Origin of the sequence: Myroides odoratimimus (assembly GCF_030326305.1) — a bacterium.
Classification (GTDB): domain Bacteria; phylum Bacteroidota; class Bacteroidia; order Flavobacteriales; family Flavobacteriaceae; genus Flavobacterium; species Flavobacterium odoratimimum_A.
In genome coordinates this window covers 62,078-88,198 of the sequence record NZ_JACAKB010000007.1, presented here as the reverse complement: position 1 = coordinate 88,198, position 26,121 = coordinate 62,078, and the positions used below count along the sequence as shown (strand labels likewise).

The window sequence follows — 26,121 nt, the reverse complement described above, 5'->3', positions numbered from 1 at the left end:
AACGTTAAAAGTTAAATAAAACCTATTACGAATAAACGTTTTACATTTTTCTTACTATATTTGTCGCTACTTAATGTTTCAAAAAGATTATTATGAACTCATTACACATATTTTTAGGAATGGTTGGGCCATGGCAAATTATAGTTATTGTAGCTATCATTCTATTGTTATTCGGAGGTAAAAAGATCCCTGAATTAATGAGAGGACTTGGTTCTGGTATCAAAGAATTTAAAGATGCTACTAGAGACGAAAACGCTCAACAGACAACTAAAAAAGAGAATACACAAGATAACTCTAAGACAGAATAATTCTGTTCTAAACTTATATATTTTACGCGTTATATGGCTTGCTATATAACGCTTTTTTGTTTTTATACGTCACTATAGCACAAAAAAAAGTACCTATCTTGACAATAAAAGATAGGCACTTCACTTATAAAACATAATAAAAACACTACTTACCTGCTTGTTTTCTTTTTCAATAACAACATTATTGTTTTCAAACTCAAGTACTAGTTTAAAAACAAGTATCGTGCCAAAAACAAGATTTAGAAATGTTTTTTTATTTTTTTTAAACCTAGAATATGCGATAGACCTATTAACGAGAGTAAATTCTACAAAAAAACTCTGAATTTATTCGTAGTATGGGCCGAATGCGGAATCTGGGTTTAATCTAATATCATAGACAGTTGTATTCTTTTTTTAGCCACATCTACATCCGTCACCTTCACTTGTACATGCTGGTGTAACTTTACTACTTCATTCACGTCTGATACAAAGCCTGCTTTAAGTTGAGAGATATGCACTAGACCACTCTCTTTAATTCCAACATCTACAAAACAACCAAAGTTGGTAATATTATTGATAATACCAGGCAGTACTTGACCTATTTTTAAGTCTGTAATCTGTTTCACACTAGGATCAAACTCAAATACCTTAGCACTGCGTCTAGGATCTAGACCAGGCTTCTCTAATTCTTTTAAGATATCTTGAAGCGCTAATGCTCCTACCTCACCCGTAGTATATTTATTAGCATCTACTTTAGCGATAAGCTCTTTATTAGAGATCATATCCCCTATAGATACCTTCATATCTTTAGCGATCTTCTCTACCACACCATAAGCCTCTGGATGTACAGCAGAGTCGTCTAGTGGATTCTTAGCATTCTTAATACGCACAAATGCAGCTGCCTGCTGGAAGGCTTTATCTCCTAGTCGAGGTACTTTCTTAAGCTCTGTTCTACTCTCGAATGGCCCATTCTCTGTTCTGTATTGCACTATATTCTCAGCCATCTTCTCACCTATCCCAGATACATAGCTCAGTAGCGATTTACTAGCAGTATTAAGATTAACTCCTACTGAGTTTACACACTTCATCACCACATTATCTAACTCTTTTTTAAGCAATGTTTGGTCTACATCGTGTTGATACTGTCCCACTCCGATAGACTTAGGATCTATCTTCACTAGCTCTGCTAATGGATCAGACAGACGACGCCCGATAGACACAGCACCTCTCACTGTCACATCATAAGCAGGAAACTCTTCTCTCGCTATCTTAGACGCAGAGTACACAGATGCTCCAGCCTCATTCACTACGAATACTTGTACTGGTTTATCAAAAGCTATTTTCTTAATAAAGAACTCCGTCTCTCTAGAGGCTGTACCATTACCGATAGCGATAGCTTCTACATTGTATGCATTGACCATAGAGCGAATCTTCTTCATCGCCATAGTAGTATCCTTCTGAGGAGCATGAGGAAATATAGTCTCGTTGTATAACAAATCTCCTTGCTCATCTAAACAAACTACCTTACACCCAGTCTTAAACCCAGGGTCAATAGCTAGTATGCGTTTCTCTCCTAATGGCGAACCTAATAATAACTGAGTAAGATTATCCGCAAATACCTGTATAGAGTTTAAATCTGCCTTCTCCTTCGCTTCTACCAAGGCTTCATTAGACAATGCTGGTTCTAACAGACGTTTATAGCTATCCGCTACCGCCTTCTCTACTATCTTACCACACTCATTCTTACCTTTCACTACATTATCTTCTATGAAGCTAATAGCCTCACTCTTATCAATACCTACATTAAACTTGATAAAACCTTCTTTCTCGGCTCTTAGTATTGCTAATAATCGATGTGCAGGTATCTTATACACAGGCTCTGCCCAATCAAAATATTGCTCAAACTTCTGCGCATGCTCTTCTTCCTTTTTTGCTTTTACCACCTTAGTACTGATCACTCCACTGCGTTGGAACTTTCTTCTCAGTGATTTTCGCACATACATATTTTCATTAATCCATTCTGCAATGATATCAGATGCCCCTTGTATAGCCTCTTCTTCACTTCCTACCTTATCATTAAGATATTTCGCAGCGATAGACTCTATATCATGAGCATTCTGAGCCATAATCACTTTAGCCAATGGCTCTAGACCGTTCTCTCTAGCTGTATCAGCCTTCGTCTTACGCGTCTTCTTATATGGCAAGTATAAATCTTCTATCTCTGTTAGATCAAAGCTATTTGTAATCTTATTGCGCAATTCATCTGTTAGCTTGCCCTGTTCTTCTATTGAGCCTAATATAGACTCCTTTCTCTTCACTATTCCTTCGTACAGCTCACTATACTTCGCTATCTTTTCGATAATCACCTCATCTAGATTACCTGTTCTATCTTTTCTATATCTAGCGATAAACGGTATAGTACATCCCTCTCCTAACAGAGACAGCGTATTCTCTATACTTTTTGCACTAGCACTCACAGCCTGTTGAATAAACTCTATCAACGTCATATTTTATTATTTTAAGAATAGCTAAAATACTACCTTTGTCACAATAAATAAATCTCATGAAGTTTTTATTCCTATATCTACTTATAATAAACTATTTAGCTTTCTCCATGTTTGCCTTTGACAAAGAACAAGCGATTAAAAACAAAAGACGTGTTTCTGAGAAGAACCTCCTGTCTCTTTGCTTTTTTGGTGGAACACTAGGTGCATGGATTGCGATGAAGAAACTTAGACATAAGATTTCTAAAGACTCTTTTAAACTAAAGTTTTATGCCATCCTAGCCATACAGGTAGCCTTATTCTTTATCGTCTTTAAACGATAATATCCATAAAAAAAGACCTATACCCGCAGTTATAAGTCTTCTTTAAATATTTTATTGTTTAGTATCTTTTATCTGTATCTACAGATCTAATCTCTAAGTAAATAGGCTGTCCTATATAATTCGCAGACAAATTATTCTTAAGTACTGAGAACATATCGTCTTTAGAAGTACTCCACCTACCTAAGCTGTTTATCTTATCTTCAGTGCTTAATATTGTAAAACTTGCATTACTCAAGATTTCACCATTCTTATCATTTAAATTTAAATTACCTTCTTTTCGATAATGTACTAATGCTGATCTTACAGCATCTTTTAAGTCTGCATAATCGGCCTTACTCTCTATTGCCACATAAGTAACGGGAGTTCCTCTCATAATTCTCTTCACATAATACAAATCCTTCTCATTCATAGGCTCTTTAAAGAAATTTTCATAATCTCCCTCAAACCACTCTCCATAGAATACCTTACCTACTCTCATGAGTAAAATAGACTTATATCTACTATCACCTGCATTCATTTTCATATTTTTCGCAAAAACTTCTCCTAACTTCAGATTACCACTAAAAGATTGGACAACGTCTTTATAAGTATAACACTCTGTAATATATAAATCCTCAATACCATAAGCTCTGTTTCTTACCTCTGATCGAAAAGCTTCACTGCCTAGAGCTTGATTAACAGCATTTAAATATGTTACCTTCTCTTTCTTCGTACTAATATCACTTAAAACAAAAGATTTATAGAACATAAACATTAAATCATAAGGATTCTTTTCTGCTTTCACCATAGCATCAAATGTCAATCTATCTATGCTACTCTTTGGAAATACAGCTCCAGGATATAAATCATTACTAGTAGAATAATGTTCTCCCAATATCTCTACAGTATAATTAGTATCTTCTATAAACAATAGATCATTCACTTCAGCACTTCCCTTCACATCCCAACTAAAAGGACTGCTGTCAAAGCGTCCCTTTCTCTCTTCTACAGGTTTACTATCATTTAGATTATCATCATTACTACATGAAGTTATAAATACTCCAAACATAGCTATTGCGATGCTACATATATACTTTTTCATATTTTTTTTTCAAAAATACATATATTAAAAGTAATTATGGTGTCCAAAAAAGTCACTTTTGACCTCATTTGGTAATAATGGTCTAATTATCCCTTTTTGATCAATTATAATCATTCAAAAAACAAACAAAACACTAATAATCAACATATAACAAATAATCGCTTTTATTTTGTTTTGATAGTGTTCGGTAATTCCCAGTGTTTACTTGAGATGAGAGCCTGTTTTCAAAACAATACCAAACTCGTACCCAAACAATCTACTAACTAAATAAATAGAAAACAGCTCAAATAGGGCTTAAGTACCCAATAAAAATAGTTAGACCTTCAACTAATCTTATAATTATCCCACCACATACCAAAAACCTAAATGCATACTACTCTCTTCGATTAGCTCCAGAAGAGAAAGGCAAGCTTCATTTCCAAAATATCCGTAGCAAATCTCCTTCGTATTGCCTAAGGTATGACCTAATACGATTTCGGCATATTGGTTATCGCCACGAGTGGAGATAAAGTGCCCTTTGGTGTTCTCGAAAGCATTGAGATAAGCTTGTTCTACAGCATACGAAGCAGATAATAGAGTAGAGGCTTGGGTAGTATCTTTAAGAGAAAACTTACCATTCTCTATACAACCAAAGTAGGAAGGCACTGTGAAGTTAGACTTGTTTATCTGGTGATACTCTACCTGCACTGTACTCATGTCTACCATACTGAAGAAGTCTTGGGTTTCTTTGGTGTTTCCTATCACTGTTTCTAAGGTCTTAATCACCTCCATAGAAGTAGCGAACAGCACATTAGCATACTCGTTATCATAGTTGCGAACTAAGGTATGATAGACAATACCTTCTACCTGCGCCAATTGACGCTCAAATCGGGCTACTGCAACTAATAATTCGTCATCACTTACTGTTGATTTCTTTCTAAAACTGGTGAACTCCATCGCACACACTGATGCATTACTTAAGCGTATCATTCTGTATATTGTTAAGATTATGGAGCAAAGGTAGAGTAGGGTAGTGACAACCTTTTGTCAGGGGTGTATACCCTTATTTTTTAATTTTAGGATATACTTTCACTATGTCAAAATAGGAGTTTCTAAAAGCCACTAAGCTTTTATAACCTACTTTAAAAGCGATTTCACTCAAGATAAATTCTCTTGTATCTATTAGCTCTATACTCTTCAAGATGCGGATGATCTGAAGGTATTTCTGTAGAGTGATACCCGTCTCTAGTTTGAACAGGCGCTGTAGATTGCGCACAGACATGGTAGAGATACTGGCTAGTTCATCTAAGTCTAGCGTTGAGGTAAGATGCTCATTGATATAAGTGCATACAGGTATTAACCTATGATCGGTAGGAATAGGTAATTGGAGCGATTGATTCTCTTCACAGAACGATTTTAAACTCATAAGAATAGCCTGTAAGAACTGTTCTTTCTCTAATTCTGTCTCGATTACTCTATTCCACTTTGTCGCATACTGTAGCATCTCCCTCAGCACAGTAGGAGCAGGGAAGATGTGCACTTGATCATAGAATGAGTCAGCTGGCACCTCTTTATACAACAGTACTTTAAGATTAATATCCTTCGCTGTAGAGGTAGTAGCGTGCTGCTGTCCTGAAGGTATCCATGCTATGTGATACTGAGGGACTAGATAGATACAGTTATCTACATGAAGGTACTGATAGCCCTGTTCTACGTAGGTGAGCTGATATCGCTGATGAGCGTGCTGATACTCATCGTGAACGAAGTTGTCTTCATACCATACATACGCCTGTACCTCATTAGTATCATCATATACTCCTAAGAGTTTCTCGGTCAATCCACATTTGATATTGGCGTTTTGCATATATTTTTTGACAAATATAATATAAACTGCAGGCATACCTTTGTGATTATACTTTAAATAATTAATATGAAAGCATTATATACTGCACTAATCACTTGTGCATTACTCTTCACAACAACACAGATCATGGCAAAAGACACCCTAACCAAAATATTAGTACTTATCCACTCTGATACAGGTGGTACGTATAGAATGGCACAAGAAATCGCTAAGGGAATAGAAAGCAACCCTCACGCAGAGGCGACTATAAAACTAGTACAACCTTCAGCAAATGCACTATTAAGTGATCTACAGATAGCTACTCCTGAGGAGCTACCTACTTATAATGGCATCGTATGGGGGTCTCCTGTATATTTTGGCAATATCAGTACTCCGATGAGTGCCTTTCTCGCGAAGACTGTAGATCTGTGGACTGCTCATGCCCTAGAGGGAATGCCTACAGCCGTATTTATGTCTGCTGGTAGCGGAGCAGGGAAGGAGCTCGCATTGCAGTCGTTCTGGAACAGCTTAGCAGTACATGGGATGATACTCGTACCGAATGGCATTAGAGCTACGGAGAAGCTGGATAATAGTATCCCTCAAGGCAATAGTGTCTTGGGAGCCAGTAGCCTTGCTTCAAACAAAACGGTACAACGTCCCAGCGAAAGTGAACTGCTAATCGCTTATACGCAAGGTCAAAACTTCGCCAAAGTTGCCAAAGCCCTAAAAGGAACTTTTCAGAAGAAAGAGGAAAGCACTCCTAAACAAGTAGTCACTGATGTAGAAACTACGCTTAAACAAAAAAACATCATACTGCCTGTAGCGCCTAATCCTGTGGGAAACTACACGCCTTACTCACGCAGTGGAAATCTAATATTCATCAATCAGGTAGCCTTAAAGGATGGCCAAATATTATATCCTGGTAAGGTAGGTGTAGATGTTACAGAAGAACAAGCAAAGCAAGCGACTGAACAGACGATGCTAAATGTAATCGCGGTGCTTAAATTAGCTGTAGATGGTGACCTCAACAGAGTAAAGAAAACCGTACAGCTAACAGGAATATTCAACACCACTCCTGACTACGCTCAGCACGCTAATCTCATGAATGTGGCATCAGACTTATCCGTAGCAATATTTGGAGAGAAGGGCAAACATGCTAGAGGTACTCTAGGTGCTACTTCTGTACCGGTCAACTCTGCGGTAGAGATACAAGCTATCTTCGAAATAGAGTAATAGTATACAAAATAAAAAAGTCCATAATGCTAATTATGGACTTTTCTATATTATTAAAACTTGTTTAGGCACAAGTAATCTTGTTCACTCTATTCTGGTGTCTTCCACCTTCGAAAGCTGTGTTTAAGAAAGTCTCTACCATCGCTACAGCTTGCTCTATAGAAGTATAACGAGCAGGGATACTGATCACATTAGCATCATTGTGCAATCTTGCTAACTCAGCAATCTCTTTTGTCCAACAAAGGGCACAACGCACACCTTGATGTTTATTAGCAGTCATCGCTATACCGTTTCCGCTTCCACAGATTACGATACCGAAATCAACTTTACCTTCTTCTACATCTGTAGCTACTTTATGTCCAAAATCTGGATAGTCAACAGACGAAAAATCATCTGTCCCATAATTAGTTACTGTAAATCCTTTTTCTTCTAGATACTTAACGATAGCCTTTTTGTATTCAGGTCCCGCGTGATCATTTCCGATTGCTATTTTCATTGTGTGTTGTGTTGAATAATTTTGTACAAAGTTAAGAATAAATCTTTTCTACAGCCCTAATTCTTCCACTGCTATTTGTCTCATCTCTACTTTTCTTACCTTACCTGATATGGTCATTGGAAATTCTGATACGAACTTCCAATACTTCGGTATTCTGAAGTGGGCTATCTTCTCCGTACAGAAGCCTTTTAATTCTTCACCTGTCAAGGTTATGCCTGGTTTTAAGATTACCCACGCCATAATCTCTTCTCCATATTTCTCATCTGGAACCCCGATAACCTGCACATCTGCAATAGAGGGATGGGTGTATAAGAAGTCTTCTATCCACTTCGGAGATATATTCTCCCCTCCGCGAATAATAAGGTCTTTAATACGCCCTGTAATCGAAATATACCCTTGATCATCCATAGTAGCCAAGTCTCCTGTATGCATCCATCTGTTCTCATCTAATACTTCAGAAGTGAGTGTACGATTATTCCAATATTTCAGCATCACTGAATACCCACGTGTACACAGTTCGCCTGCTTCTCCTCTAGGAACTATTCTACCTGTTTCTGGGTCTATAATTTTGATTTCTAGATGGTCTTGTACAGTTCCTACCGTAGTTGTCTGTTTGACAATATCAATACCGATATGCGTTTGGGTAGATACAGGTGAAGTCTCAGTCATACCGTAGCAGATACTTACTTCCTCCATATTCATCTCTGTCTTCACGCGACGCATTACTTGCTCAGGACACAGTGAGCCAGCCATCACTCCCGTTCTCAAAGAGGTAAGGTCATACTCTTTAAAGTCTGGCAACTGTAGCTCAGCGATAAACATAGTAGGCACTCCATATAATGAAGTACACTTCTCGTCTTGTACTACCTGAAGAGTCTTAGCTGGGTCAAATCCGTCATTTGGAATAACGATCGTAGCTCCATGAGAGGTACAACACAGATTGCCTATAACCATCCCAAAACAGTGATAAAAAGGCACAGGAATACAGACTCTATCTACTGTAGTGTACTTTAAACGCTTGCCGATAAAATAACCGTTGTTTAGGATATTATGATGTGTAAGGGTTACTCCTTTAGGGAAACCAGTAGTCCCTGAAGTATACTGTATATTAACAGCTTCTCCGAACTGTACAGAGTCTTCTATAATGGCTAGTTCTCCATCCGTTATTTGATCGCTATCTGATAAGAAAGTATCCCATTCTTCTCCTAAGAAAACAACTTCTTTTAACGAAGGACAATCTTCAAAAATCAAGGAGATGATCTTCCTATAATCGCTACTTTTAAAACTTGGAGCAGATACGATAAGGGATATTTCAGATTGATTAACCGCAAACTCGATCTCATGTGCTCGATAAGCAGGGTTAATATTAACTAATATCACACCTATACGAGCAGTAGCATACTGCATAAGCACCCATTCATAACAGTTGGGTGCCCATATCCCTACGCGATCTCCTTTCTGTATATTGTGCGCTAATAATGCTTTTGCAACTTGAGTAGTAAGGTTATAGAACTCTTGATACGTTGCTCTGAATCCTTGATGAACGCTGACTAATGCCTCATTTTTGGGGTATCGATCTGTTATCTTTTTTAGATTCTGTCCTATGGTTTCTCCTAACAATGGTGTATCAGATGCACCATGCACATAAGAAATAGTATTCATAAATATAGTTTTTTGTTGGTTTTTCTAAAGTACGAAATTTTATATACAATTCACTTTATATAATTAATTGCTATAAAGAATCTTAGCAGTAGTACATAAAAGGCATCATTATTCTCAAAAAATTATTCTATTCTCTAACTCCCTTCTCTTAGTCAAACAAATAAGTAACTAATACTATAAATACGGAGAAGACGACAATATATAACATATTATAAATCAGCAACTTTATAGTACCTCTCCAGGTATAATTAAAAAAGATGAAGATGAGGCAACTATAATCAATGGTAGAAAAAAACGATATTAATAAAAGCTAGTACTATAATGGTAATTTCCTGTATGGATTAGACCTTACCTACCTCACTGTCAAACTACGTTAAAGAAATGTATTGTAAAGCAAGAATAGGATATCGAAGAACCTTATTCTTGCTTTTTATATTATTCTATTTCTCTTTTTAGGGAGTTTTTGGAAAATAAACTAGAACATTATAAATTTGCAGAATCAAACGTACTTAAAGCAATGAGAGTACAGTGTACTGATCAACGATAAAATATAAGTATTAAATAACTCTACCTTCCTTTCTCTAAAAGAGTTATTTCTCGACCTATTTCTTTAAAAACTTAGCTACAAAAGAAGAAATATTATCGCTGATTAAAACAATCAAATTAAAATATTACTAAAAAATAGGATAAAACAGTTAGTAATTCGTACATTTAAGGATAATTACCAACCCTATTTTAGGTAAACATAATGAATTAGAAAATGACAAAAAAAATTAAACATAAAAAGAGTAAAGCATTTGACTTTGCTCCAAAAATATTAAAATTCTTATCTAAGAATACGACTAAAACGTATAACTATAAACAGATCGCTGCTCAATTAGAAATAAACGATACTCAAGGTAGAAATGAGATTATCAAAGAGCTTAAACACCTTATCTCGAAAGGAAAAATAGAAGAGATCGAAACTGGTAAATACAGATTCATCCCTAAAGCAAATTATGTAGAAGGTTATATCGATATGACTTCTCGTAAGACTGCTTATCTAGTAGTAGAAGGAGTAGAGGATGATGTATTTATCCCAACAAATAACCTAAACAAGGCTTTAGATGGTGACTTCGTTAAAGCCTATATCTACAACAAACGAAAAGGTAAAAAACCTGAAGGAGAAGTAGTAGAAATCTTAGAAAGACACAAAAAACAATTTGTAGGAGTTATTGAGATTCAGAAGAACTTTGCTTTCGTATCTACTGCAGATGCTAAGATGTACACAGATATATTTGTTCCCAAAGAAAAAGTAGGAGAGGCACGTGATGGAGATGTAGTCGTAGTAGAAATAGAAGATTGGCCAGAGAAAGCAGATAGTCCATTCGGTAAAGTGATGAAAGTACTTGGTAAACAAGGAGAGCACAATACTGAAATACACGCTATTTTAGCTGAATATGGATTAACAGCTGAATTTCCTAAAGAAGTAGATGACTATGCTAATCACTTAGATACTTCTATCACTGAAGAGGAAATAGCGAAGCGTAGAGATATGCGTGATATTCTTACGTTCACGATTGACCCTAAAGATGCAAAAGACTTCGATGACGCTTTATCATTCAGACAACTAGAAAATGGATTCTACGAAATAGGTATTCACATCGCTGACGTATCTCACTATGTAAAAGAAGGTACTATCCTAGATGAAGAGGCTTATAACAGAGCTACTTCTGTGTATTTAGTAGATAGAACTGTACCTATGTTACCTGAGGTGTTATCTAACTTTGCTTGTTCGTTAAGACCAAATGAAGATAAATATACCTTCTCTGCTGTATTTGAATTAGACGATAAAGCAGAAATCAGAAACAAATGGTTTGGTCGTACTGTAACGCATTCAGACCAACGTATGGCTTACGAAGAAGCTCAGTATATCATTGATTCTAAAGACAGAGTTATTCCTGCTGATATCTCACTTACAGGAGAAGATCAAGAAATAAGTGAAGAAGTAGCTGATGCAGTATTAAAGCTAAATGAATTAGCGATGATCATGCGTAAGAACCGTATGTCAGATGGTGCTATTTCTTTTGATAAAGTAGAGGTTAAGTTTAACCTAAACGAAGCTGCTGAGCCAGTAGGTGTATTCTTTAAGCAATCAAAAGAAGCTAATCATTTGATTGAGGAATTCATGTTATTAGCAAATAGAAAAGTATCTGAGTTTATTGGTAAACAAAAGAAAACATTCGTATATCGTATTCACGACGAACCAGATCAAGAGAAGTTATTTGGTCTTCAGACTGTGATTGCACGTTTTGGACATAATATTAACTTTAAGTCTAAGTCTAGCATCTCTAAGTCTATAAACAAACTTCTAAAAGATGTAGAAGGTAAAAAAGAACAAAACTTAGTAGATACTCTAGCGATTAGATGTATGAGTAAAGCGAGTTATTCTACGAATAATATTGGGCACTATGGATTAGCGTTTGATTACTACTCACACTTTACATCACCTATTCGTCGTTATCCTGACGTAATGGCTCATAGATTATTACAACATTATTTAGACCATGGTGACAACGTAAATCCAGAGTTATATGAAGTAAAATGTTCACACTGTTCTTCTAGAGAGAACCTAGCTGCTAATGCAGAAAGAGATAGTATCAAATATATGCAAGTGAAGTATATGCAAGATCAGCAAGGTACAGAATTCTTGGGTGTTATATCAGGTGTTACAGAATGGGGTATCTATGTAGAGATAGTAGATAATAAATGTGAAGGTATGGTGCGTATTAGAGAAATAAAAGAAGACTATTACGTATTCGAAGAGAAACAATATGCATTAGTAGGACAAGCAACGAAAAAGATGCTTCAACTAGGTGATGAGGTTATCGTTACTGTTAAGAATGCAGATCTTGTAAAAAAACAATTAGATTTCAACTATATTAAAAAGGTAAACTAAGATGAAAAAAATCGTTTTATTCATTGCTGTAATGGCAAGTACAATTTCTTTTGCACAAAAAACGAAATCAATAGGAGACTTTTCAAAAGTTAATGTTTTTGATCAAATTTCAGTAACTTTAGTTCCTGGAGAAGAGGGCAAAATAGAAATTGAAGGAGATAAAGAAGACTATGTAAACGTAGTAAACAAGAACGGAGCATTAAAAATAAAGATGAACTTCGTAAATAGTTTTCAAGGAGATGATATCAAAGTAAAACTATATTACAACAAGCTATCTGAAGTAGTAGCAGGTGAAGGAGCTACTATAAAAGGAGAAACTCCTATCAAAGCAACTACGCTAACTATAAATGCGAAGACTGGTGGAATGATTAATCTAAATATAGATGTAGACAAAGCAATTGTTAAATCAAGTGCGGGTTCAGTTATTACACTAGAAGGAAAAGCAAATGTACAAGATGTACTGAATAGTTCTGGTGCTAAAGTAAAGAGTCAAAACCTAGAAACAAATCAAACTATTGTTACCGTGAATGCTGGCGGTGTTGCAGAAGTAAGAGCTACTGAATTAGTAGAGGCAAAGGTTAGAGCAGGTGGAGAAATCAGAGTTCATGGAAACCCTAAAACCATTAATGAAAAGAATGTTCTAGGTGGAGTAATTAAAAAAGTAGATTAGTAATAATACGTTTTTATACAAAAAAATGTATCTTGCAAAAGATTATGAATAAATGCCAATTCTAGAATTGGCATTTTTTAATTATATAAGATGTTTGATGATTTATTAACAGGTGTCACTCTTGGATTCTTTCTGAGTTTTATGATAGGACCTGTTTTTTTTATTCTTATTGAGACAAGTATTACAAGAGGGTTTAAGGCAGCTATAGCTTTCGATATAGGTGTTATATTAGCTGATGCGGTATTCTTCGCTATAGCGTTCTTTAGTAGCTTTAAATTAATCAATGCGATAAAGGATGACCCTGCACTATTCCTTTTTGGTGGAATGATTATGCTTACTTATGGGATTATCTCTTTTATCAAACTAAAAAAGGTACAAGTACAAACCTTACAAATAGCCCCTCCTAATCTAAGACGTGAATACTTAAACTTATTTGCAAAAGGGTTCCTACTTAATTTTATCAATGTAGGAGTACTCGGTTTTTGGTTAGGGATTATCATAACATTAGGTCCGCAGATGGATATGAATCCTAATAAGATGTTTACCTTCTTTGGGTTCACTATTCTAGCGTACTTCGTTACAGATCTTTTCAAGATATTCTTAGCAAAAAAACTACGCGAAAAGCTTACAGCAACCAATATCTTAAAGATAAAAAAAATAAGCAGTATTGTTATTATGGTATTCGGACTAGTCATTATGATTAAAGGAATACTTCCAAAATCTGCAGATAATCATATTAACCTCCCTCTACCTAATCTAGAGAGTAAGAAATAAAAAGAAAGGACTTAGTAAATTACTAAGTCCTTTCTTTTTATAATACGAATAACGTTAACTATAATGCATAAAAAAAGGATAGTGATTTCACTATCCTTTAGTTGAGGCTTCGAGCGGATTCGAACCGCTGTAGACGGTTTTGCAGACCGCTTCCTAGCCACTCGGACACGAAGCCTTGTCCTTGAATTGGATTGCAAACTTACTAAATATTTTGATATTTCAAAACCAATTAATGTACTTTTTTACAACAATTCAAGACGATATTATCTAACTCCTTGCATTTCAACAGTTACATATTCTACATCACCACCTACAGGAGGGTTTATTTTAGAGACTAATACTGTTATTTCTTCTACCATTCTTATTTCTAGGATTACTCTATCGATGATTCGTTGTGCTACATGCTCTAATAACTTAGATCGAATAGCCATTTCTTCCTTCACGATTGTATTTAAGTGAACGTAGTCTATAGAATGTTTCAAATCATCTGTAGAAGCAGCCATCGTAAAATCTCCTTTCGCAATTAAATCTACTCGGTAATCCGAACCTATTTTTGCCTCTTCATCCATACATCCATGAAAAGAAAACGTTCTAATATTGTTTAATCTAATTATTCCCATAACACATTTGTTTGTTTAATAATGGCTAAAAGTACAAATTATTTGCCTCCTATAATTCATAATATGCTAAAAGACTATCAGCTTTTGATTAGTTTTTTGATACCTTTGTAGTTATAATAATTATTTCCATGTCAACAAAAGAGAAATCATTAAACTTTATTGAGCAAATCATTGAAGAAGATATCAAGAATGGTTTGCCAACAGAAAAACTTCATTTCCGTTTTCCGCCTGAGCCTAATGGTTATTTGCATTTAGGTCACGCGAGTTCTATTTGTTTAAACTTTGGATTAGGTCTTAAATACAATGCGCCTGTGAACTTGCGCTTTGATGATACCAATCCTTCTAAAGAAGAACAGGAGTTTGTTGACGCAATCAAGCAAGACGTAGAGTGGCTAGGGTACAAATGGGCAAATGAAGTTTATGCATCTGACTATTTCCAACAGCTATACGACTGGGCTGTCCAAATGATTAAGGACGGTAAAGCTTATGTTGATAGCCAAACTTCTGAAGAAATGGCTCAGCAAAAAGGTACTCCATCTACAGTAGGTGTAGATAGTCCATATAGAAATAGATCTGTAGAAGAGAACCTTGATTTATTCGAAAGAATGAAGAATGGCGAATTTGAAGAAGGAACTCATATTTTACGTGCTAAGATAGACATGGCACATACAAATATGCTTATGCGTGATCCTATCATGTATAGAATCATGAAAAAAGCACACCACAGAACGAATAATGACTGGTGTATATACCCTATGTATGACTGGGCTCACGGAGAGAGTGATTACTTAGAGAGCATCTCACATTCATTCTGTACATTAGAGTTCTTACCTCACAGAGAGTTATATGATTGGTTCTTAGATCAAGTGGTAGATGAGAATAATATCAGACCTAAACAACGCGAATTCGCTAGAAGAAACTTATCACATACAGTAGTAAGTAAGCGTAAGCTAGCTCGTCTAGTAAGCGAAGGACACGTGACAGGATGGGATGACCCACGTATGTCTACGATATCAGGACTGAGAAGAAGAGGATACACAGCAGCTTCTATTAGAAACTATGCTGATACGATAGGTATCGCTAAGCGTGATAATCTTATCGATGTATCTCTATTAGAATTCTGCATCAGAGAAGACCTTAATAAGATAGCTCCTCGTGTGATGGCAGTATTAGATCCTGTAAAACTAGTAATCACTAACTATCCTGAAGGACAAGAAGAGTGGCTAGATGCAGAGAATAACCCTGAAGAAGAAGTAATGACTTTCCGTAAAGTGCCTTTCTCTAAAGAGCTTTATATCGAAAGAGAAGACTTCAAAGAAGAAGCGAATAGCAAATTCTTTAGATTGACTTTAGGAAAAGAAGTACGTCTTAAAAATGCTTATATCATCAAAGGTGAAAGCGTAGTAAAAGATGAGAATGGCAACATCACTGAAATACACGCTACTTATGATGCTGACAGTAGAAGTGGTAGTGGATCTGAAGCGAGCAAACGAAAAGTAAAAGGAACTATACACTGGGTATCTGTACCTCATGCAGTAGAAGCAGAAGTGCGTATCTATGACCGTCTATTCGTAGATGAGAACCCTGATGGTAATAAAGAGGTAGACTTCTTAGATTTTATCAATCCTAACTCTTTAGAGGTAGTGAAAGGATATCTAGAACCAAGTCTAAGTACAGCAGTAGAAGGAGATAAATTCCAATTCCAACGTTTAGGCTATTTCTGTGTAGATAAAAACAGTACTCCAGAAGCACTAGTATTCAATAAAACCGTAGGTTTAAGAGATACTTGGGCAAAAGTAGAACAAAAGTAATACTTCGATAAAAACTACACAAAAGCAGTGTTTTAACTAAAAATTAACGGTTAAAACACTGCTTTTTTTATATCTTAGAGTATTAATCATTTTAAAAATTAAAAGCTATGTCAAATCAATTAGGAAATACAGCTATCGCAGTATTAGCTGGAGTAGTAGTAGGAGCAGGTTTAGGAATATTATTTGCACCTGACGAAGGAAAAAAAACACGTAAAAAAATCAAAAAAACATTTAATGAGTCAAAAGATGATTTAAGTGATAAAATTGATGAATTAAAAAAACAAGTACGTCAAACTGTAGCAAAAAAGAAACAAGATTTCGAAGCTGGATTTGATGAATTTTTAGCTCATACAGAAGACAAAAAAGACGACGTAATCGCTGCTTTAGAAAAAAAATTAGCAGAGTTAAAGTCTAAAGGAAACAGTATAGCTGAAAACGCTAAGAAGTAATCAAGTAGTATATAAGAAATGGCATTTAAAGATATAAAAGAGAATCTAGACGACATTAAGACTAACTCTGAAGAGTTTATTAATACTAGTTTAGATTACTATCGCTTATGGGGGTTTAAGATTACAGCCAAAGCTGGGAGCAAGTTTATGACTTTACTTCTAGTATGTCTGTTTGTTATGATGTCTCTACTTTTCTTATCTTTATTTGCAGCTTATGCTTTAGCAGCTTGTCTTGAGAGTACAGCTCTAGGTTTTTTACTAGTAGCAGCATTCTATATGCTGATAGCTGTATTAGCTTATCTATTTAGAAAACCTCTAGTAGAGAAACCATTTCTTAGAAAGTTATCTGAGATAATATTTAACGATTAAAACTGGTACGATGAGAAAGTCTTATTCTTCTTTTGAAGAAATCAAATATGATCTAGAAGTTCTAAAACTGAAAAAAGATATACACTATCACAAAGTCTTTAGAGCAGTAGATAATATAAAAACAGAATTATCACCTGATAGAGTCGTTAGAAATACATTAGGCTCAGTTACATCTTATGTAAAAGGTTCGAGTAATATTCAAGCGTTTTTAATAACAACTGCTTTAAAATACTTCTTTAAGAATAGAACTAAAAACAAATAGTTTTTCAATAAGAAAGGGCTCCATCTAGATGGAGCCCTTTTTGTATTTATTCATCTTCTAAGCCATCTTCATAGCTTGATGAGTAATCATTATATTCTTTAGAAGAAAAGTCCTCAGAACGCTTAGAAACACCTTCTACAGTACTCATTTCTTTTATCTTGCTACTAGCTGCAAATGAAGCTACCATATTCGTAAGCATATCGCTCGCTGCTGATGGTGCATTTGGTAATAGGATTAAGTTAGAACGGCTATCAGCTCCTACAGACTGTAACGTATCATAGTGTTGTGTCACCACGATTAGCGCAGAAGCTTCTTGTGAGTTAATACCTACTTTATTTAATACATCCACACTCTCTACCAGTCCTTGTGCGATCTCTCTACGTTGATCAGCGATACCCTGTCCTTGTAAGCGCTTAGATTCAGCCTCAGCTTTTGCTTTCGCTACGATGCGGATTCTACTTGCTTCTGCTTCATACTCTGCAGCTACTTTCTCTCTATCCGCCGCATTAATACGGTTCATCGCATTTTTTACCTGGATATCAGGGTCGATATCCGTGATAAGTGTATTGATGATATCATATCCGTACGTTGTCATCGCTTCATTTAATTCGCGTTTCACCGCGATAGCGATATTATCTTTTCGCTCGAACACATCATCTAAGATCAGCTTAGGTACTTCTGCACGCACTACGTCGAATACATACGAAGTAATCTGGTCATGAGGATATTCTAGCTTGTAGAACGCATCTTCTACTCTATCTTGGATAACCTTAAACTGAATAGAAACTTTCAGTTTAACGAATACGTTATCTTTCGTTTTAGTCTCGATTAATACATCTAATTGTTGGATACGAAGATTTACCACTCCTGCCTTTCTATCCACAAAAGGTATTTTGATTTGTAATCCAGAATGTCTAATACTATTAAATCTTCCGAATCGTTCAATGATCACAGCTGACTGCTGCTTCACTGTAAAAAAGCCAAGAAGTAACAATATAATTACCGCTCCGACTATAAAGTACATTGGTGTCATAGTGCAATTTTTATGAATTATTCTGTTAAAATAAATATTTATATTCTTATTTAAAAGAATAATTCATTCTTTATTACTTTGTCAGTATAATATTAGCAAAAAGCAGGTTCAATTGACTATCTTCTACATACTCTATTTCTGGAAATAAAGGAATCAGATATTCTTTTACAGCCTTAGCAGGTATCGCTAGTACAAGTACCTTCTCTGACTTTTTTAATAAGATCATAGGTATCTCAGTACCATTCTCTAGCGTAAAACTAAGTTCACCTAGTCTATGATTCCATTTAAAGTTAGTTTTGCCCATTTGACAGCCCTGTACATAGTGATCGAAGTTACCTGTAAAGTCTTTTTGGAGTACTAATACATCTTTATTACAGCTAGGAGTATGAGGATAAGGAGAGCTAAATACTGCCTGTCCTATAAGAGGTTTTACGTCTATCTGCTGAGGTGTCCATTCCCCAATCAAGTGCTTTTGAACAAATTTTATCCATTCGCTCTCAGCGTTAGATCCTCCATTGTCATCACTAGAACAACTATTAAATACTAAACCCGCGAATAGAAATAAAATAATATAACTGACCTTTTTCATAGCATTACGTTTTAATACACACCTAAATTTAGGCATTTATATCCAAAATATCACAGAATATATAATAATAAAAAAAGAGGCCTAAACGATGTTCAGACCTCTTCTATATCTTATTTATTCGCTTCTACAGCGATAGCTAATCTTTCTAAAGTTTCCTCTTTACCGATCATCTCGATGATGTCAAATAAGTCTGGCCCCTTCACAGCACCTACTAGACTAAGGCGAAGTGGTTGCATCACTTTGCCCATTCCGATACCTTGCTCATTGATCCAATCCTTCACGATAGACTCTATATTCTTCGCTTCGAATGCCTCAATACCTTTTATTACATCAGACACTTGTGTCATAATATCAGAGGTATCTTCTTTCCAATTCTTTAATGCCTTAGCATCGTATTCTGTTGGCTTTATGAAGAAGAAATCACTCAACTCATAGAAATCAGCTACGAATGTTGCTCTCTCTTTGATTAATCCTACTACTTTCTCTACATAAGCATCTGTCGCCTCGATACCGTTCTCTTTTAAGATTACTTGGTATGCCTTAGCTAAGTCAGCATCGCTTTGTAGTTTCAGATAGTGCTGATTAAACCATTTATTCTTCTCTGGGTCAAACTTAGCACCTGCCTTGTGTACACGTGTTAAATCGAACTTCTCTACTAGCTCTTCTAATGAGAAAATCTCTTGATCTGTACCGTCATTCCATCCTAGTAAAGCTAGGAAGTTCACCACAGTCTCAGGGTAGAATCCTCTCTCTCTATATCCAGAAGATTTCTCACCAGATGTAGGATCTTGCCAATCTAATGGGAACACAGGGAATCCTAGTTTATCTCCATCGCGCTTAGATAACTTACCGTTACCTACTGGCTTAAGGATTAGAGGAAGGTGAGCGAACTCAGGAGCTTCCCATCCGAACGCTTTGTATAACAACTCGTGTAGTGGAAGAGAAGGTAACCACTCTTCACCTCTAATCACGTGTGATGTCTCCATAAGATGGTCATCCACGATATTAGCTAAGTGATATGTCGGCATTCCGTCACTTTTATACAACACTTTATCATCTAATAAGCTCGTTTCGAACTTGATATCACCTCTGATAATATCTTTTAGATGTAAAGTCTCTCCTACAGGAGTCTTAAAGCGGATAACATAAGCCTCACCATTAGCTATCTTAGCATCCACTTCTTCTTTACTTAATTTAAGAGAAGTGCTCAGCTGCTCTCTATTTGTATGATTATATATAAATGTCTTTCCTTCTGCTTCAGCTACTTTTCTTAATTCGTCTAATTCTTCAGCAGTATCAAAAGCGTAGTATGCCCATCCACTTTCGATCAGCTGATCAGCATATTGTTTGTACAATTCCTTGCGTTCACTCTGTCTATAAGGTCCGAACTTTTCATTCTTACCGATAGTCTCATCAGGTGAAATCCCTAACCATTCTAAAGCTTCTAATATATAAGCCTCAGCTCCTGGTACAAAACGATTTTGGTCAGTATCCTCTATTCTGATATAGAATACTCCGTTGTGCTTTTTAGCGAATAAATAATTGAATAATGCGGTTCTTACGCCACCAATGTGTAATGGTCCTGTTGGACTTGGTGCAAAACGCACGCGAACTTGCTTAGCCATTTTGTTTTAAATTTTTTACAAAGATAAATACTAAGGTCATTTATCTATTGATATTTAGTATAATATTTTATACAAAGCCGAAATCTATCAAATCTCACACCTTATATATAGGAGTACATTATCATTAAGATACACCTATATTATATATATGCAAACCAAACTGACTAAGAATGACCTTCTTTGATCATAATGACCTACTATGATTATTTTGATCTTAATTGCTTATATTTAAAACACCTAACTAACACTAAATAAACCTGTTATATGAATTCAAAATAAATCTGTTCGGATAGTGTTCGGTAATACCCAGTATTTACTTGGGCTAGAAGGTTTTTTACCGAACCGTACCAAATTTCTACCCGAACAATCTACTAACTAAATACACTACATTTTCATCTAGTAGAAACTAACAATTCAGAAATATTGTTAATCCAAATTAGACAAAAAAACATCCTTTTTTAAAGTGAAAAAAACGCGTTTTTAACCCTCAAAAAACACATCAAAAACTAGGTCAAAATACATCACCAAAATATCTAAAATAAGGGCAAAAATAACAGTAAAAAAAGCATGTCTAAAAGTGAAAATAGAGAGAATATTTTCCTCAAAAATTCATCTATTCGGTAAAAAAATAAGAAGTAAAAACAATGTAAAAATCTTAAAAAAGTACTTCATTCTAACGTCCATCATGGATAAAAAAACTCCTCTCCATACCTGAAAAATGAGTATGTAATCTACCCAATCTTACCCCAAATTTCACAAAGTGACTAACCCCAATAATTACCTCGGGACACTTAATTTTGAACTCAAAAATACAATCGAAACTCTGTTTATAACCTCTATTAGGAGTACAAAAGGTGCTAAAACAGAGATAGTAACTAAGTTTACTATATTTTATAATGTATTATAATACAGCTATTTATCTCCATACACTCCATTGTTAATAAGAAACAGTATAACACTGATATTAAACAAACTAAGAACTAACAATTTGTGTTGATAACTGTAAAAAGTTTAAAAAAAGTATTTTTTGTTTATTTCAAAAAAATTACAATACAGCTCATGCACACATATTTGCAAATTTATTTTCTAAAACATATTGTGTGGATATTAAGATCAAAAGTATAGGTTGTGAACAGTTTTACACACCCTCATTTATCTAAAAATAACTGTTGATAACGAAAAAGTCTCTTGTTAATAACCAGTCTAAACTATTTATTTTAAATGATTTGTGAATTAACAACCTGTTGATAAGTATTAATAATTGATTTTATAGAATTTATAGAGAAAAGTTATTGTACATATTAACAGACAATACTATACTATTAGTTTATTTTAAAATTTTAAAAAATCTATTTATATATATGATAGTTGTTAATAACGTTGATAAGTGTTTTTGTTTTTCATATTTGGTATTATGTATTGTTGAGTGTGAAATATTGAAATTATAAGGCGTTGTTTTTTAGAGAAGGAATAAGTAAGATGACGGTCAACATTTTTTAAGCCTCTGAGGTTTGCTTATATTTTTTTGATAGAGTAGCTGGTTGTTATACTAAAAATATAGGAGGTTGTTTTTTTAAAAGAGAGGGATTGTTCCTCGTGGAACATTCCGAAATATCGGCTTGTAATTTGCGTATATTTTCTGACAGCGGAAGTAGGGTAAAATATCTAAATTATAAGAGGTTGTTTTTAGTAAAATTTGACTCTGTTTTTGTAACCTTTTTTGTGTAGTTTTTTGGGTGTATTATCGCGCGTTTTTTCAATGTGTTTTTTAGGTTAGATTAGAGGAGTTATTTTAGAACTTTTATTCTATATTTTTCATTTCGGTGATCATTTTTTTTGACTGAGAATTTTAGGAGGTAAGTTGTTTTCTTGTTAATCAAAATCTCTGATGGTGTAATCTGATTTTATGATCCAGGTGATATTTATGTTTTTTTTTCAATAGTGTAAATCTTTGTGTTTTTAGATTTTGTTTTTTTGTTTCTTGAGTCTTTATTGATGAGGAGCTAATTGTTCCTCGTGGAACATTTTTAGAAGTTTTTATATTTTTCTTTTTTCAGTGGATTGATTTTAGACATTACTAATTTTTTCGGTTTAGTGGAGTAGATTTTATTAAGTTGTATTTTTCTGTTTTTTACTGGATGGGATATATGTTACCAGATTTGAATATTCGAGTTTTAGATTTAGTTTCTTGAAAATATGAGTTTGTATGAAGGATAAATTTTAAGAGAATTAAATTTCTTTGTTTTTAGTCTATTTTTTCAACGCCCTGAGAATCGCGTATATTTTTTTTCCTGGCCATTGGTACGTTTTATCGAAAATATGAGAAGAGCAGATTTTTAACTTTTTTTGTTATTTTTATTTTCCGATGGTTCATATTTTTATTTTAATGTTGAATTGTAAAAAGTGACGCGTTGAGATTGTCATATTTTCTTTTTTGTTTCACGTGAAAAAAAATAGAGTAGTAGTAGTGCGTTGTTTTTGTATCACTAGATTTTTTTCTAATTGTTATCGATCTAAGTAGGAGTTTGGTTTTCTATTTGCGTAACTTTGGAAGATGGTATGGGGGTATATTTTATAAAAGTTTTTTTATACAAGAAAACATCGCTGTATAATTTCAATATATTATTCTCATCAAGAGTTGGTATTAAATATCAAAAGCTAAGCGCGTTGTTTTGGATTAGCTGAGGCTTTTTGAGTCCGGTTTTAGCTATAAGAGGCTAACGAATTAACTATCTGTGTATTTAGTTTGTAAATTTGATATTTTAAGGGCTTTTTAAGTCTATTTTTTATTTTTCCGTGTACCTTTGCAACAATTATTTTTTAATAGAGAAAAAGAATGATATTTTTTAACTATGAAACTGATTTTCAGTTAGTTAATGAGACTAATTATGAAGATTGGATAGAGGAGATAGTGACTTCAGAAGGATTGATCCCTGGAGATATCAGTTATATATTTTGTGATGATGCTTACTTACATGAGATTAATGTTAAGTATTTAGATCATGATACATTGACAGATATTATCAGTTTTGATTATTGTGAAGGAAAGATTGTCTCTGGTGACATCTTTTTATCTATAGAAAGAGTACGCGATAATGCTAAGGACTTTAATGTTGATTTTGACGTTGAGTTACTGAGAGTTATGTCTCATGGTGTCTTACATTATTGTGGTTATAAGGATAAATCTCCAGAGGATGAACGCTTAATGCGTAGTAAAGAAGAAGAGAAAATGGCTATGTTCCACGTGGAACAATAGTGTTTTTTCGAGTATTTTAATTTTAATGTTTCACGTGGAACAATGAGTATATTCGCTGATAAATATGATGTAATAGTAGTAGGTGGTGGGCACGCTGGTTCTGAAGCTGCTGCTGCTGCTGCAAATATGGGTTCTAAAACTTTATTGATTACAATGAGTTTGCAGAACATCGCTCAGATGTCTTGTAATCCTGCAATGGGAGGTATCGCAAAAGGGCAAATCGTAAGAGAGATAGATGCATTAGGAGGGTATTCTGGTATCGTGTCAGATAAGACTGCGATCCAGTTTAAGATGCTTAATAAATCCAAAGGACCAGCTATGTGGTCTCCTAGAGTACAGTCTGACCGTATGCGTTTTTCTGAGACTTGGAGGCTTATGTTAGAGGGTACGCCTAACCTTGATTTTTATCAGGATATGGTAAAATCTTTGATTATTAAGAATCATAAGATCGAAGGTGTAGTAACTAATCTTGGGTTAGAAATAAAAGCTAAGACAGTTATTTTAACGAATGGTACATTCTTAAATGGGCTTATCCACATCGGAGAAAAACAGTTCGGTGGTGGTAGAGCAGGTGAGGGTGCTGCTTACGGTATAACAGAAGATCTTGTGAAAGCTGGTTTTACTTCTGGAAGAATGAAGACAGGTACACCTCCTAGGGTAGATGGTCGATCATTAGATTATAGTAAGATGGAAGTGCAAGGGGGAGATATTAACCCTTCTAAGTTCTCGTACTTAGATGTGACACAACCATTAGTTCAACAAAGAGACTGTTACATGACGTATACTTCTCCTGAAGTACACGATTTATTAAGAGAAGGATTTGATCGTTCTCCGATGTTTACGGGTAGAATTAAGAGTATAGGACCACGTTATTGTCCGTCGATAGAAGATAAGATTAACCGCTTTGCAGATAAAGATAGACACCAAATATTCGTAGAGCCTGAGGGGTGGAATACTTGTGAGATCTATGTAAATGGATTCTCTACTTCACTACCAGAGGAGGTACAGTTTAAGGCTCTACGTTCGGTAGCTGGGTTTGAGAATGCTAAGATATTTAGACCTGGATATGCTATCGAATACGATTATTTTCCACCTACACAGTTAAAGCATACGCTTGAAACTAAGCTTGTAGAAGGACTATATTTCGCTGGACAAATCAACGGTACTACAGGTTATGAAGAGGCAGCTGCGCAAGGGCTAATGGCTGGTATGAATGCTGCTTTAAAAGTAAGAGAAGAAGGGGAGTTAATCCTTAGAAGAGACGAAGCATATATAGGTGTATTAATAGATGATCTAATCACGAAGGGGACAGAAGAGCCTTATAGAATGTTTACATCTCGTGCAGAATACCGTACCTTATTACGTCAAGATAATGCTGACTTTAGATTAACACCGAAGTCTTATGAGCTAGGTTTAGCGTCTGAAGAACGTATGAGAAGAATGGAGCATAAGCAGACTGAAGCAGAAAACTTCGTTCAATTCTTTAAAGAAACAAGTGTAAAAACAGAGGAGGCTAATCCTATTTTAGAAGAGAAAGGATCGTCTCTAATGAGTCAACCTGATAAGATGTTTAAGGTATTCTCTCGTCCACAAATCGAGCTAGAAGATATCCTTAAATTCGAAAAGGTAAAGACGTATATAGAGGAACATGATCTTGATCAGGAGATCATAGAGCAAGCAGAAATCCAAGTAAAATACTCTGGGTATATAGAGAAAGAAAAGAATAATGCTGACAAACTTAATAGGCTGGAGGATGTGAGAATCCCTGCTAATTTTGATTATGATAAGATAGTATCTCTATCATTTGAGTCACGTGAGAAGCTTAAAAATATTAGACCTATTACGATTTCTCAAGCTTCTCGTATCAGTGGTGTAACACCTACAGATATCTCTATCTTGTTAATCCACATGGGAAGATAAGTAACTTTAAAAGCTTTGAATAAATATAGAAGGTTGGTATGTTCCACGTGGAACATACCAACCTTTTTTTATGGATGTAGCTGTATAGAATAGTATAGAAGTAGTGTAGCAGGTACATACATTAAGGCATAGAGTAGGTAGAGATATAGTGCATGATCTGTAAAGTTCAGAGTACTTATTTTTGGGTTATTATTAGCACTTATAGATGTAGTATGCGCTCTATAATTATTGTGTTTTGTATTGTAAGGGATCGTCTAATACTCTTGTGATTTAACTTTAATAGTGGTGTTGAGTAGATGGTATTTGATGCTTTAGTTTTTTCTTTCTTTAAAATAAGAGGATTAGTTTAGACCTTAATACTATATTAGAAAGTGGTCTTATGTAGATGTTTATTTAC

General features: G+C 34.9%; 22 protein-coding genes and 1 tRNA gene. 12 read left to right on the top strand and 11 right to left on the bottom strand.

The features are described 5' to 3' along the window. Positions 1 to 92 precede the first annotated feature (92 nt). A complete protein-coding gene (locus HX049_RS07565) occupies positions 93 to 308 on the top strand; it encodes a twin-arginine translocase TatA/TatE family subunit (protein ID WP_006257970.1) in 216 nt (71 codons plus the stop codon). A 359-nt stretch (positions 309 to 667) separates the two neighbouring features. Here the strand turns inward: HX049_RS07565 and HX049_RS07560 are convergent, their stop codons facing one another. Continuing rightward, positions 668 to 2,794, bottom strand: a complete 2,127-nt coding sequence (locus HX049_RS07560) for a Tex family protein (RefSeq protein ID WP_286415154.1) — start codon at positions 2,792 to 2,794, stop codon at positions 668 to 670. A gap of 56 nt (positions 2,795 to 2,850) precedes the next feature. Here HX049_RS07560 and HX049_RS07555 point away from each other — a divergent pair, with 56 nt between their 5' ends. Continuing rightward, positions 2,851 to 3,114 (top strand): DUF1294 domain-containing protein, encoded by a 264-nt coding sequence (locus HX049_RS07555; RefSeq protein ID WP_006257968.1) that lies wholly within the window; start codon positions 2,851 to 2,853, stop codon positions 3,112 to 3,114. Positions 3,115 to 3,172: 58 nt separating this feature from the next. Here the strand turns inward: HX049_RS07555 and HX049_RS07550 are convergent, their stop codons facing one another. The 3 genes from HX049_RS07550 to HX049_RS07540 all read right to left on the bottom strand — a co-directional run bounded on the left by HX049_RS07550 (position 3,173) and on the right by HX049_RS07540 (position 6,038). Continuing rightward, positions 3,173 to 4,195: a hypothetical protein gene (locus HX049_RS07550; RefSeq protein WP_286415153.1), complete on the bottom strand. Its 1,023-nt coding sequence runs from the start codon at positions 4,193 to 4,195 to the stop codon at positions 3,173 to 3,175. 339 nt (positions 4,196 to 4,534) lie between these two features. Beyond that, positions 4,535 to 5,164 (bottom strand): hypothetical protein, encoded by a 630-nt coding sequence (locus HX049_RS07545; RefSeq protein ID WP_286415151.1) that lies wholly within the window; start codon positions 5,162 to 5,164, stop codon positions 4,535 to 4,537. Between the two features lie 73 nt (positions 5,165 to 5,237). Next, positions 5,238 to 6,038 carry an AraC family transcriptional regulator gene (locus HX049_RS07540; RefSeq protein ID WP_286415150.1) on the bottom strand — a complete coding sequence of 267 codons (801 nt, stop codon included), beginning with the start codon at positions 6,036 to 6,038 and terminating at the stop codon, positions 5,238 to 5,240. A gap of 66 nt (positions 6,039 to 6,104) precedes the next feature. Here HX049_RS07540 and HX049_RS07535 point away from each other — a divergent pair, with 66 nt between their 5' ends. Then, positions 6,105 to 7,250, top strand: coding sequence for an Atu1372/SO_1960 family protein (locus HX049_RS07535; protein ID WP_286415148.1), 1,146 nt, complete (start codon positions 6,105 to 6,107; stop codon positions 7,248 to 7,250). 64 nt (positions 7,251 to 7,314) lie between these two features. Here HX049_RS07535 and rpiB read toward each other — a convergent pair whose 3' ends face one another. Both rpiB and HX049_RS07525 read right to left on the bottom strand, forming a co-directional pair. Continuing rightward, complete coding sequence (rpiB, locus tag HX049_RS07530) at positions 7,315 to 7,746, bottom strand: ribose 5-phosphate isomerase B (protein WP_006257955.1); 432 nt, start codon at positions 7,744 to 7,746, stop codon at positions 7,315 to 7,317. Positions 7,747 to 7,794: 48 nt separating this feature from the next. Then, complete coding sequence (locus HX049_RS07525; protein ID WP_286415146.1) at positions 7,795 to 9,408, bottom strand: AMP-binding protein; 1,614 nt, start codon at positions 9,406 to 9,408, stop codon at positions 7,795 to 7,797. 760 nt (positions 9,409 to 10,168) lie between these two features. Between HX049_RS07525 and rnr the strand changes: the two genes are divergently transcribed. The 3 genes from rnr (at position 10,169) to HX049_RS07510 (ending at position 13,790) form a co-directional block, all read left to right on the top strand. Continuing rightward, positions 10,169 to 12,346, top strand: coding sequence for a ribonuclease R (gene rnr / locus HX049_RS07520; RefSeq protein WP_286415145.1), 2,178 nt, complete (start codon positions 10,169 to 10,171; stop codon positions 12,344 to 12,346). Position 12,347: 1 nt separating this feature from the next. Continuing rightward, entirely contained in the window at positions 12,348 to 13,016 is a 669-nt protein-coding gene (locus HX049_RS07515) for a head GIN domain-containing protein (RefSeq protein ID WP_131540366.1), read from the top strand. A gap of 90 nt (positions 13,017 to 13,106) precedes the next feature. Next, positions 13,107 to 13,790, top strand: coding sequence for a LysE family translocator (locus HX049_RS07510; protein WP_006265999.1), 684 nt, complete (start codon positions 13,107 to 13,109; stop codon positions 13,788 to 13,790). Between the two features lie 104 nt (positions 13,791 to 13,894). Here HX049_RS07510 and HX049_RS07505 read toward each other — a convergent pair. Both HX049_RS07505 and folB read right to left on the bottom strand, forming a co-directional pair. After that, positions 13,895 to 13,965: transfer RNA gene (locus tag HX049_RS07505), tRNA-Cys, on the bottom strand. A gap of 88 nt (positions 13,966 to 14,053) precedes the next feature. Then, a complete protein-coding gene (gene folB / locus HX049_RS07500; RefSeq protein WP_006257948.1) occupies positions 14,054 to 14,410 on the bottom strand; it encodes a dihydroneopterin aldolase in 357 nt (118 codons plus the stop codon). 128 nt (positions 14,411 to 14,538) lie between these two features. On the opposite strand from folB, the gene HX049_RS07495 reads away from it, so the two are divergent. From HX049_RS07495 to HX049_RS07480, 4 genes are all read left to right on the top strand, one after another. After that, entirely contained in the window at positions 14,539 to 16,221 is a 1,683-nt protein-coding gene (locus tag HX049_RS07495; RefSeq protein ID WP_006260462.1) for a glutamine--tRNA ligase/YqeY domain fusion protein, read from the top strand. 107 nt (positions 16,222 to 16,328) lie between these two features. Then, positions 16,329 to 16,670 (top strand): YtxH domain-containing protein, encoded by a 342-nt coding sequence (locus tag HX049_RS07490; RefSeq protein ID WP_286415143.1) that lies wholly within the window; start codon positions 16,329 to 16,331, stop codon positions 16,668 to 16,670. A gap of 18 nt (positions 16,671 to 16,688) precedes the next feature. Further along, entirely contained in the window at positions 16,689 to 17,039 is a 351-nt protein-coding gene (locus tag HX049_RS07485) for a phage holin family protein (protein ID WP_025125990.1), read from the top strand. A gap of 10 nt (positions 17,040 to 17,049) precedes the next feature. Then, positions 17,050 to 17,301: a DUF6327 family protein gene (locus HX049_RS07480; protein WP_006257944.1), complete on the top strand. Its 252-nt coding sequence runs from the start codon at positions 17,050 to 17,052 to the stop codon at positions 17,299 to 17,301. A gap of 46 nt (positions 17,302 to 17,347) precedes the next feature. On the opposite strand, the gene HX049_RS07475 is transcribed toward HX049_RS07480, so the two are convergent. From HX049_RS07475 to gltX, 3 genes are all read right to left on the bottom strand, one after another. Continuing rightward, complete coding sequence (locus HX049_RS07475; protein WP_006257943.1) at positions 17,348 to 18,334, bottom strand: SPFH domain-containing protein; 987 nt, start codon at positions 18,332 to 18,334, stop codon at positions 17,348 to 17,350. Positions 18,335 to 18,407: 73 nt separating this feature from the next. After that, the gene (locus HX049_RS07470) at positions 18,408 to 18,923 is read right to left on the bottom strand and encodes a hypothetical protein (protein WP_286415142.1); all 516 of its coding nucleotides are present in this window, start codon (positions 18,921 to 18,923) and stop codon (positions 18,408 to 18,410) included. A gap of 110 nt (positions 18,924 to 19,033) precedes the next feature. Then, positions 19,034 to 20,548, bottom strand: coding sequence for a glutamate--tRNA ligase (gene gltX, locus HX049_RS07465; protein ID WP_131540373.1), 1,515 nt, complete (start codon positions 20,546 to 20,548; stop codon positions 19,034 to 19,036). Positions 20,549 to 23,384: 2,836 nt separating this feature from the next. Between gltX and ybeY the strand changes: the two genes are divergently transcribed. Then, positions 23,385 to 23,804 (top strand): rRNA maturation RNase YbeY, encoded by a 420-nt coding sequence (ybeY, locus tag HX049_RS07460; RefSeq protein ID WP_286415139.1) that lies wholly within the window; start codon positions 23,385 to 23,387, stop codon positions 23,802 to 23,804. A gap of 42 nt (positions 23,805 to 23,846) precedes the next feature. Then, positions 23,847 to 25,724: a tRNA uridine-5-carboxymethylaminomethyl(34) synthesis enzyme MnmG gene (gene mnmG / locus HX049_RS07455; RefSeq protein ID WP_286415137.1), complete on the top strand. Its 1,878-nt coding sequence runs from the start codon at positions 23,847 to 23,849 to the stop codon at positions 25,722 to 25,724. Positions 25,725 to 26,121 lie beyond the last annotated feature (397 nt).

Excerpts from the sequence above, each read along its gene's own strand:
- HX049_RS07565 (WP_006257970.1), top strand. The coding sequence starts at position 93 with ATGAACTCATTACACATATTTTTAGGAATGGTTGGGCCATGGCAAATT.
- HX049_RS07560 (WP_286415154.1), bottom strand. The coding sequence starts at position 2,794 with ATGACGTTGATAGAGTTTATTCAACAGGCTGTGAGTGCTAGTGCAAAA.
- HX049_RS07555 (WP_006257968.1), top strand. The coding sequence starts at position 2,851 with ATGAAGTTTTTATTCCTATATCTACTTATAATAAACTATTTAGCTTTC.
- HX049_RS07550 (WP_286415153.1), bottom strand. The coding sequence starts at position 4,195 with ATGAAAAAGTATATATGTAGCATCGCAATAGCTATGTTTGGAGTATTT.
- HX049_RS07545 (WP_286415151.1), bottom strand. The coding sequence starts at position 5,164 with ATGATACGCTTAAGTAATGCATCAGTGTGTGCGATGGAGTTCACCAGT.
- HX049_RS07540 (WP_286415150.1), bottom strand. The coding sequence starts at position 6,038 with ATGCAAAACGCCAATATCAAATGTGGATTGACCGAGAAACTCTTAGGA.
- HX049_RS07535 (WP_286415148.1), top strand. The coding sequence starts at position 6,105 with ATGAAAGCATTATATACTGCACTAATCACTTGTGCATTACTCTTCACA.
- rpiB (WP_006257955.1), bottom strand. The coding sequence starts at position 7,746 with ATGAAAATAGCAATCGGAAATGATCACGCGGGACCTGAATACAAAAAG.
- HX049_RS07525 (WP_286415146.1), bottom strand. The coding sequence starts at position 9,408 with ATGAATACTATTTCTTATGTGCATGGTGCATCTGATACACCATTGTTA.
- rnr (WP_286415145.1), top strand. The coding sequence starts at position 10,169 with ATGACAAAAAAAATTAAACATAAAAAGAGTAAAGCATTTGACTTTGCT.
- HX049_RS07515 (WP_131540366.1), top strand. The coding sequence starts at position 12,348 with ATGAAAAAAATCGTTTTATTCATTGCTGTAATGGCAAGTACAATTTCT.
- HX049_RS07510 (WP_006265999.1), top strand. The coding sequence starts at position 13,107 with ATGTTTGATGATTTATTAACAGGTGTCACTCTTGGATTCTTTCTGAGT.
- folB (WP_006257948.1), bottom strand. The coding sequence starts at position 14,410 with ATGGGAATAATTAGATTAAACAATATTAGAACGTTTTCTTTTCATGGA.
- HX049_RS07495 (WP_006260462.1), top strand. The coding sequence starts at position 14,539 with ATGTCAACAAAAGAGAAATCATTAAACTTTATTGAGCAAATCATTGAA.
- HX049_RS07490 (WP_286415143.1), top strand. The coding sequence starts at position 16,329 with ATGTCAAATCAATTAGGAAATACAGCTATCGCAGTATTAGCTGGAGTA.
- HX049_RS07485 (WP_025125990.1), top strand. The coding sequence starts at position 16,689 with ATGGCATTTAAAGATATAAAAGAGAATCTAGACGACATTAAGACTAAC.
- HX049_RS07480 (WP_006257944.1), top strand. The coding sequence starts at position 17,050 with ATGAGAAAGTCTTATTCTTCTTTTGAAGAAATCAAATATGATCTAGAA.
- HX049_RS07475 (WP_006257943.1), bottom strand. The coding sequence starts at position 18,334 with ATGACACCAATGTACTTTATAGTCGGAGCGGTAATTATATTGTTACTT.
- HX049_RS07470 (WP_286415142.1), bottom strand. The coding sequence starts at position 18,923 with ATGAAAAAGGTCAGTTATATTATTTTATTTCTATTCGCGGGTTTAGTA.
- gltX (WP_131540373.1), bottom strand. The coding sequence starts at position 20,548 with ATGGCTAAGCAAGTTCGCGTGCGTTTTGCACCAAGTCCAACAGGACCA.
- ybeY (WP_286415139.1), top strand. The coding sequence starts at position 23,385 with ATGATATTTTTTAACTATGAAACTGATTTTCAGTTAGTTAATGAGACT.
- mnmG (WP_286415137.1), top strand. The coding sequence starts at position 23,847 with ATGAGTATATTCGCTGATAAATATGATGTAATAGTAGTAGGTGGTGGG.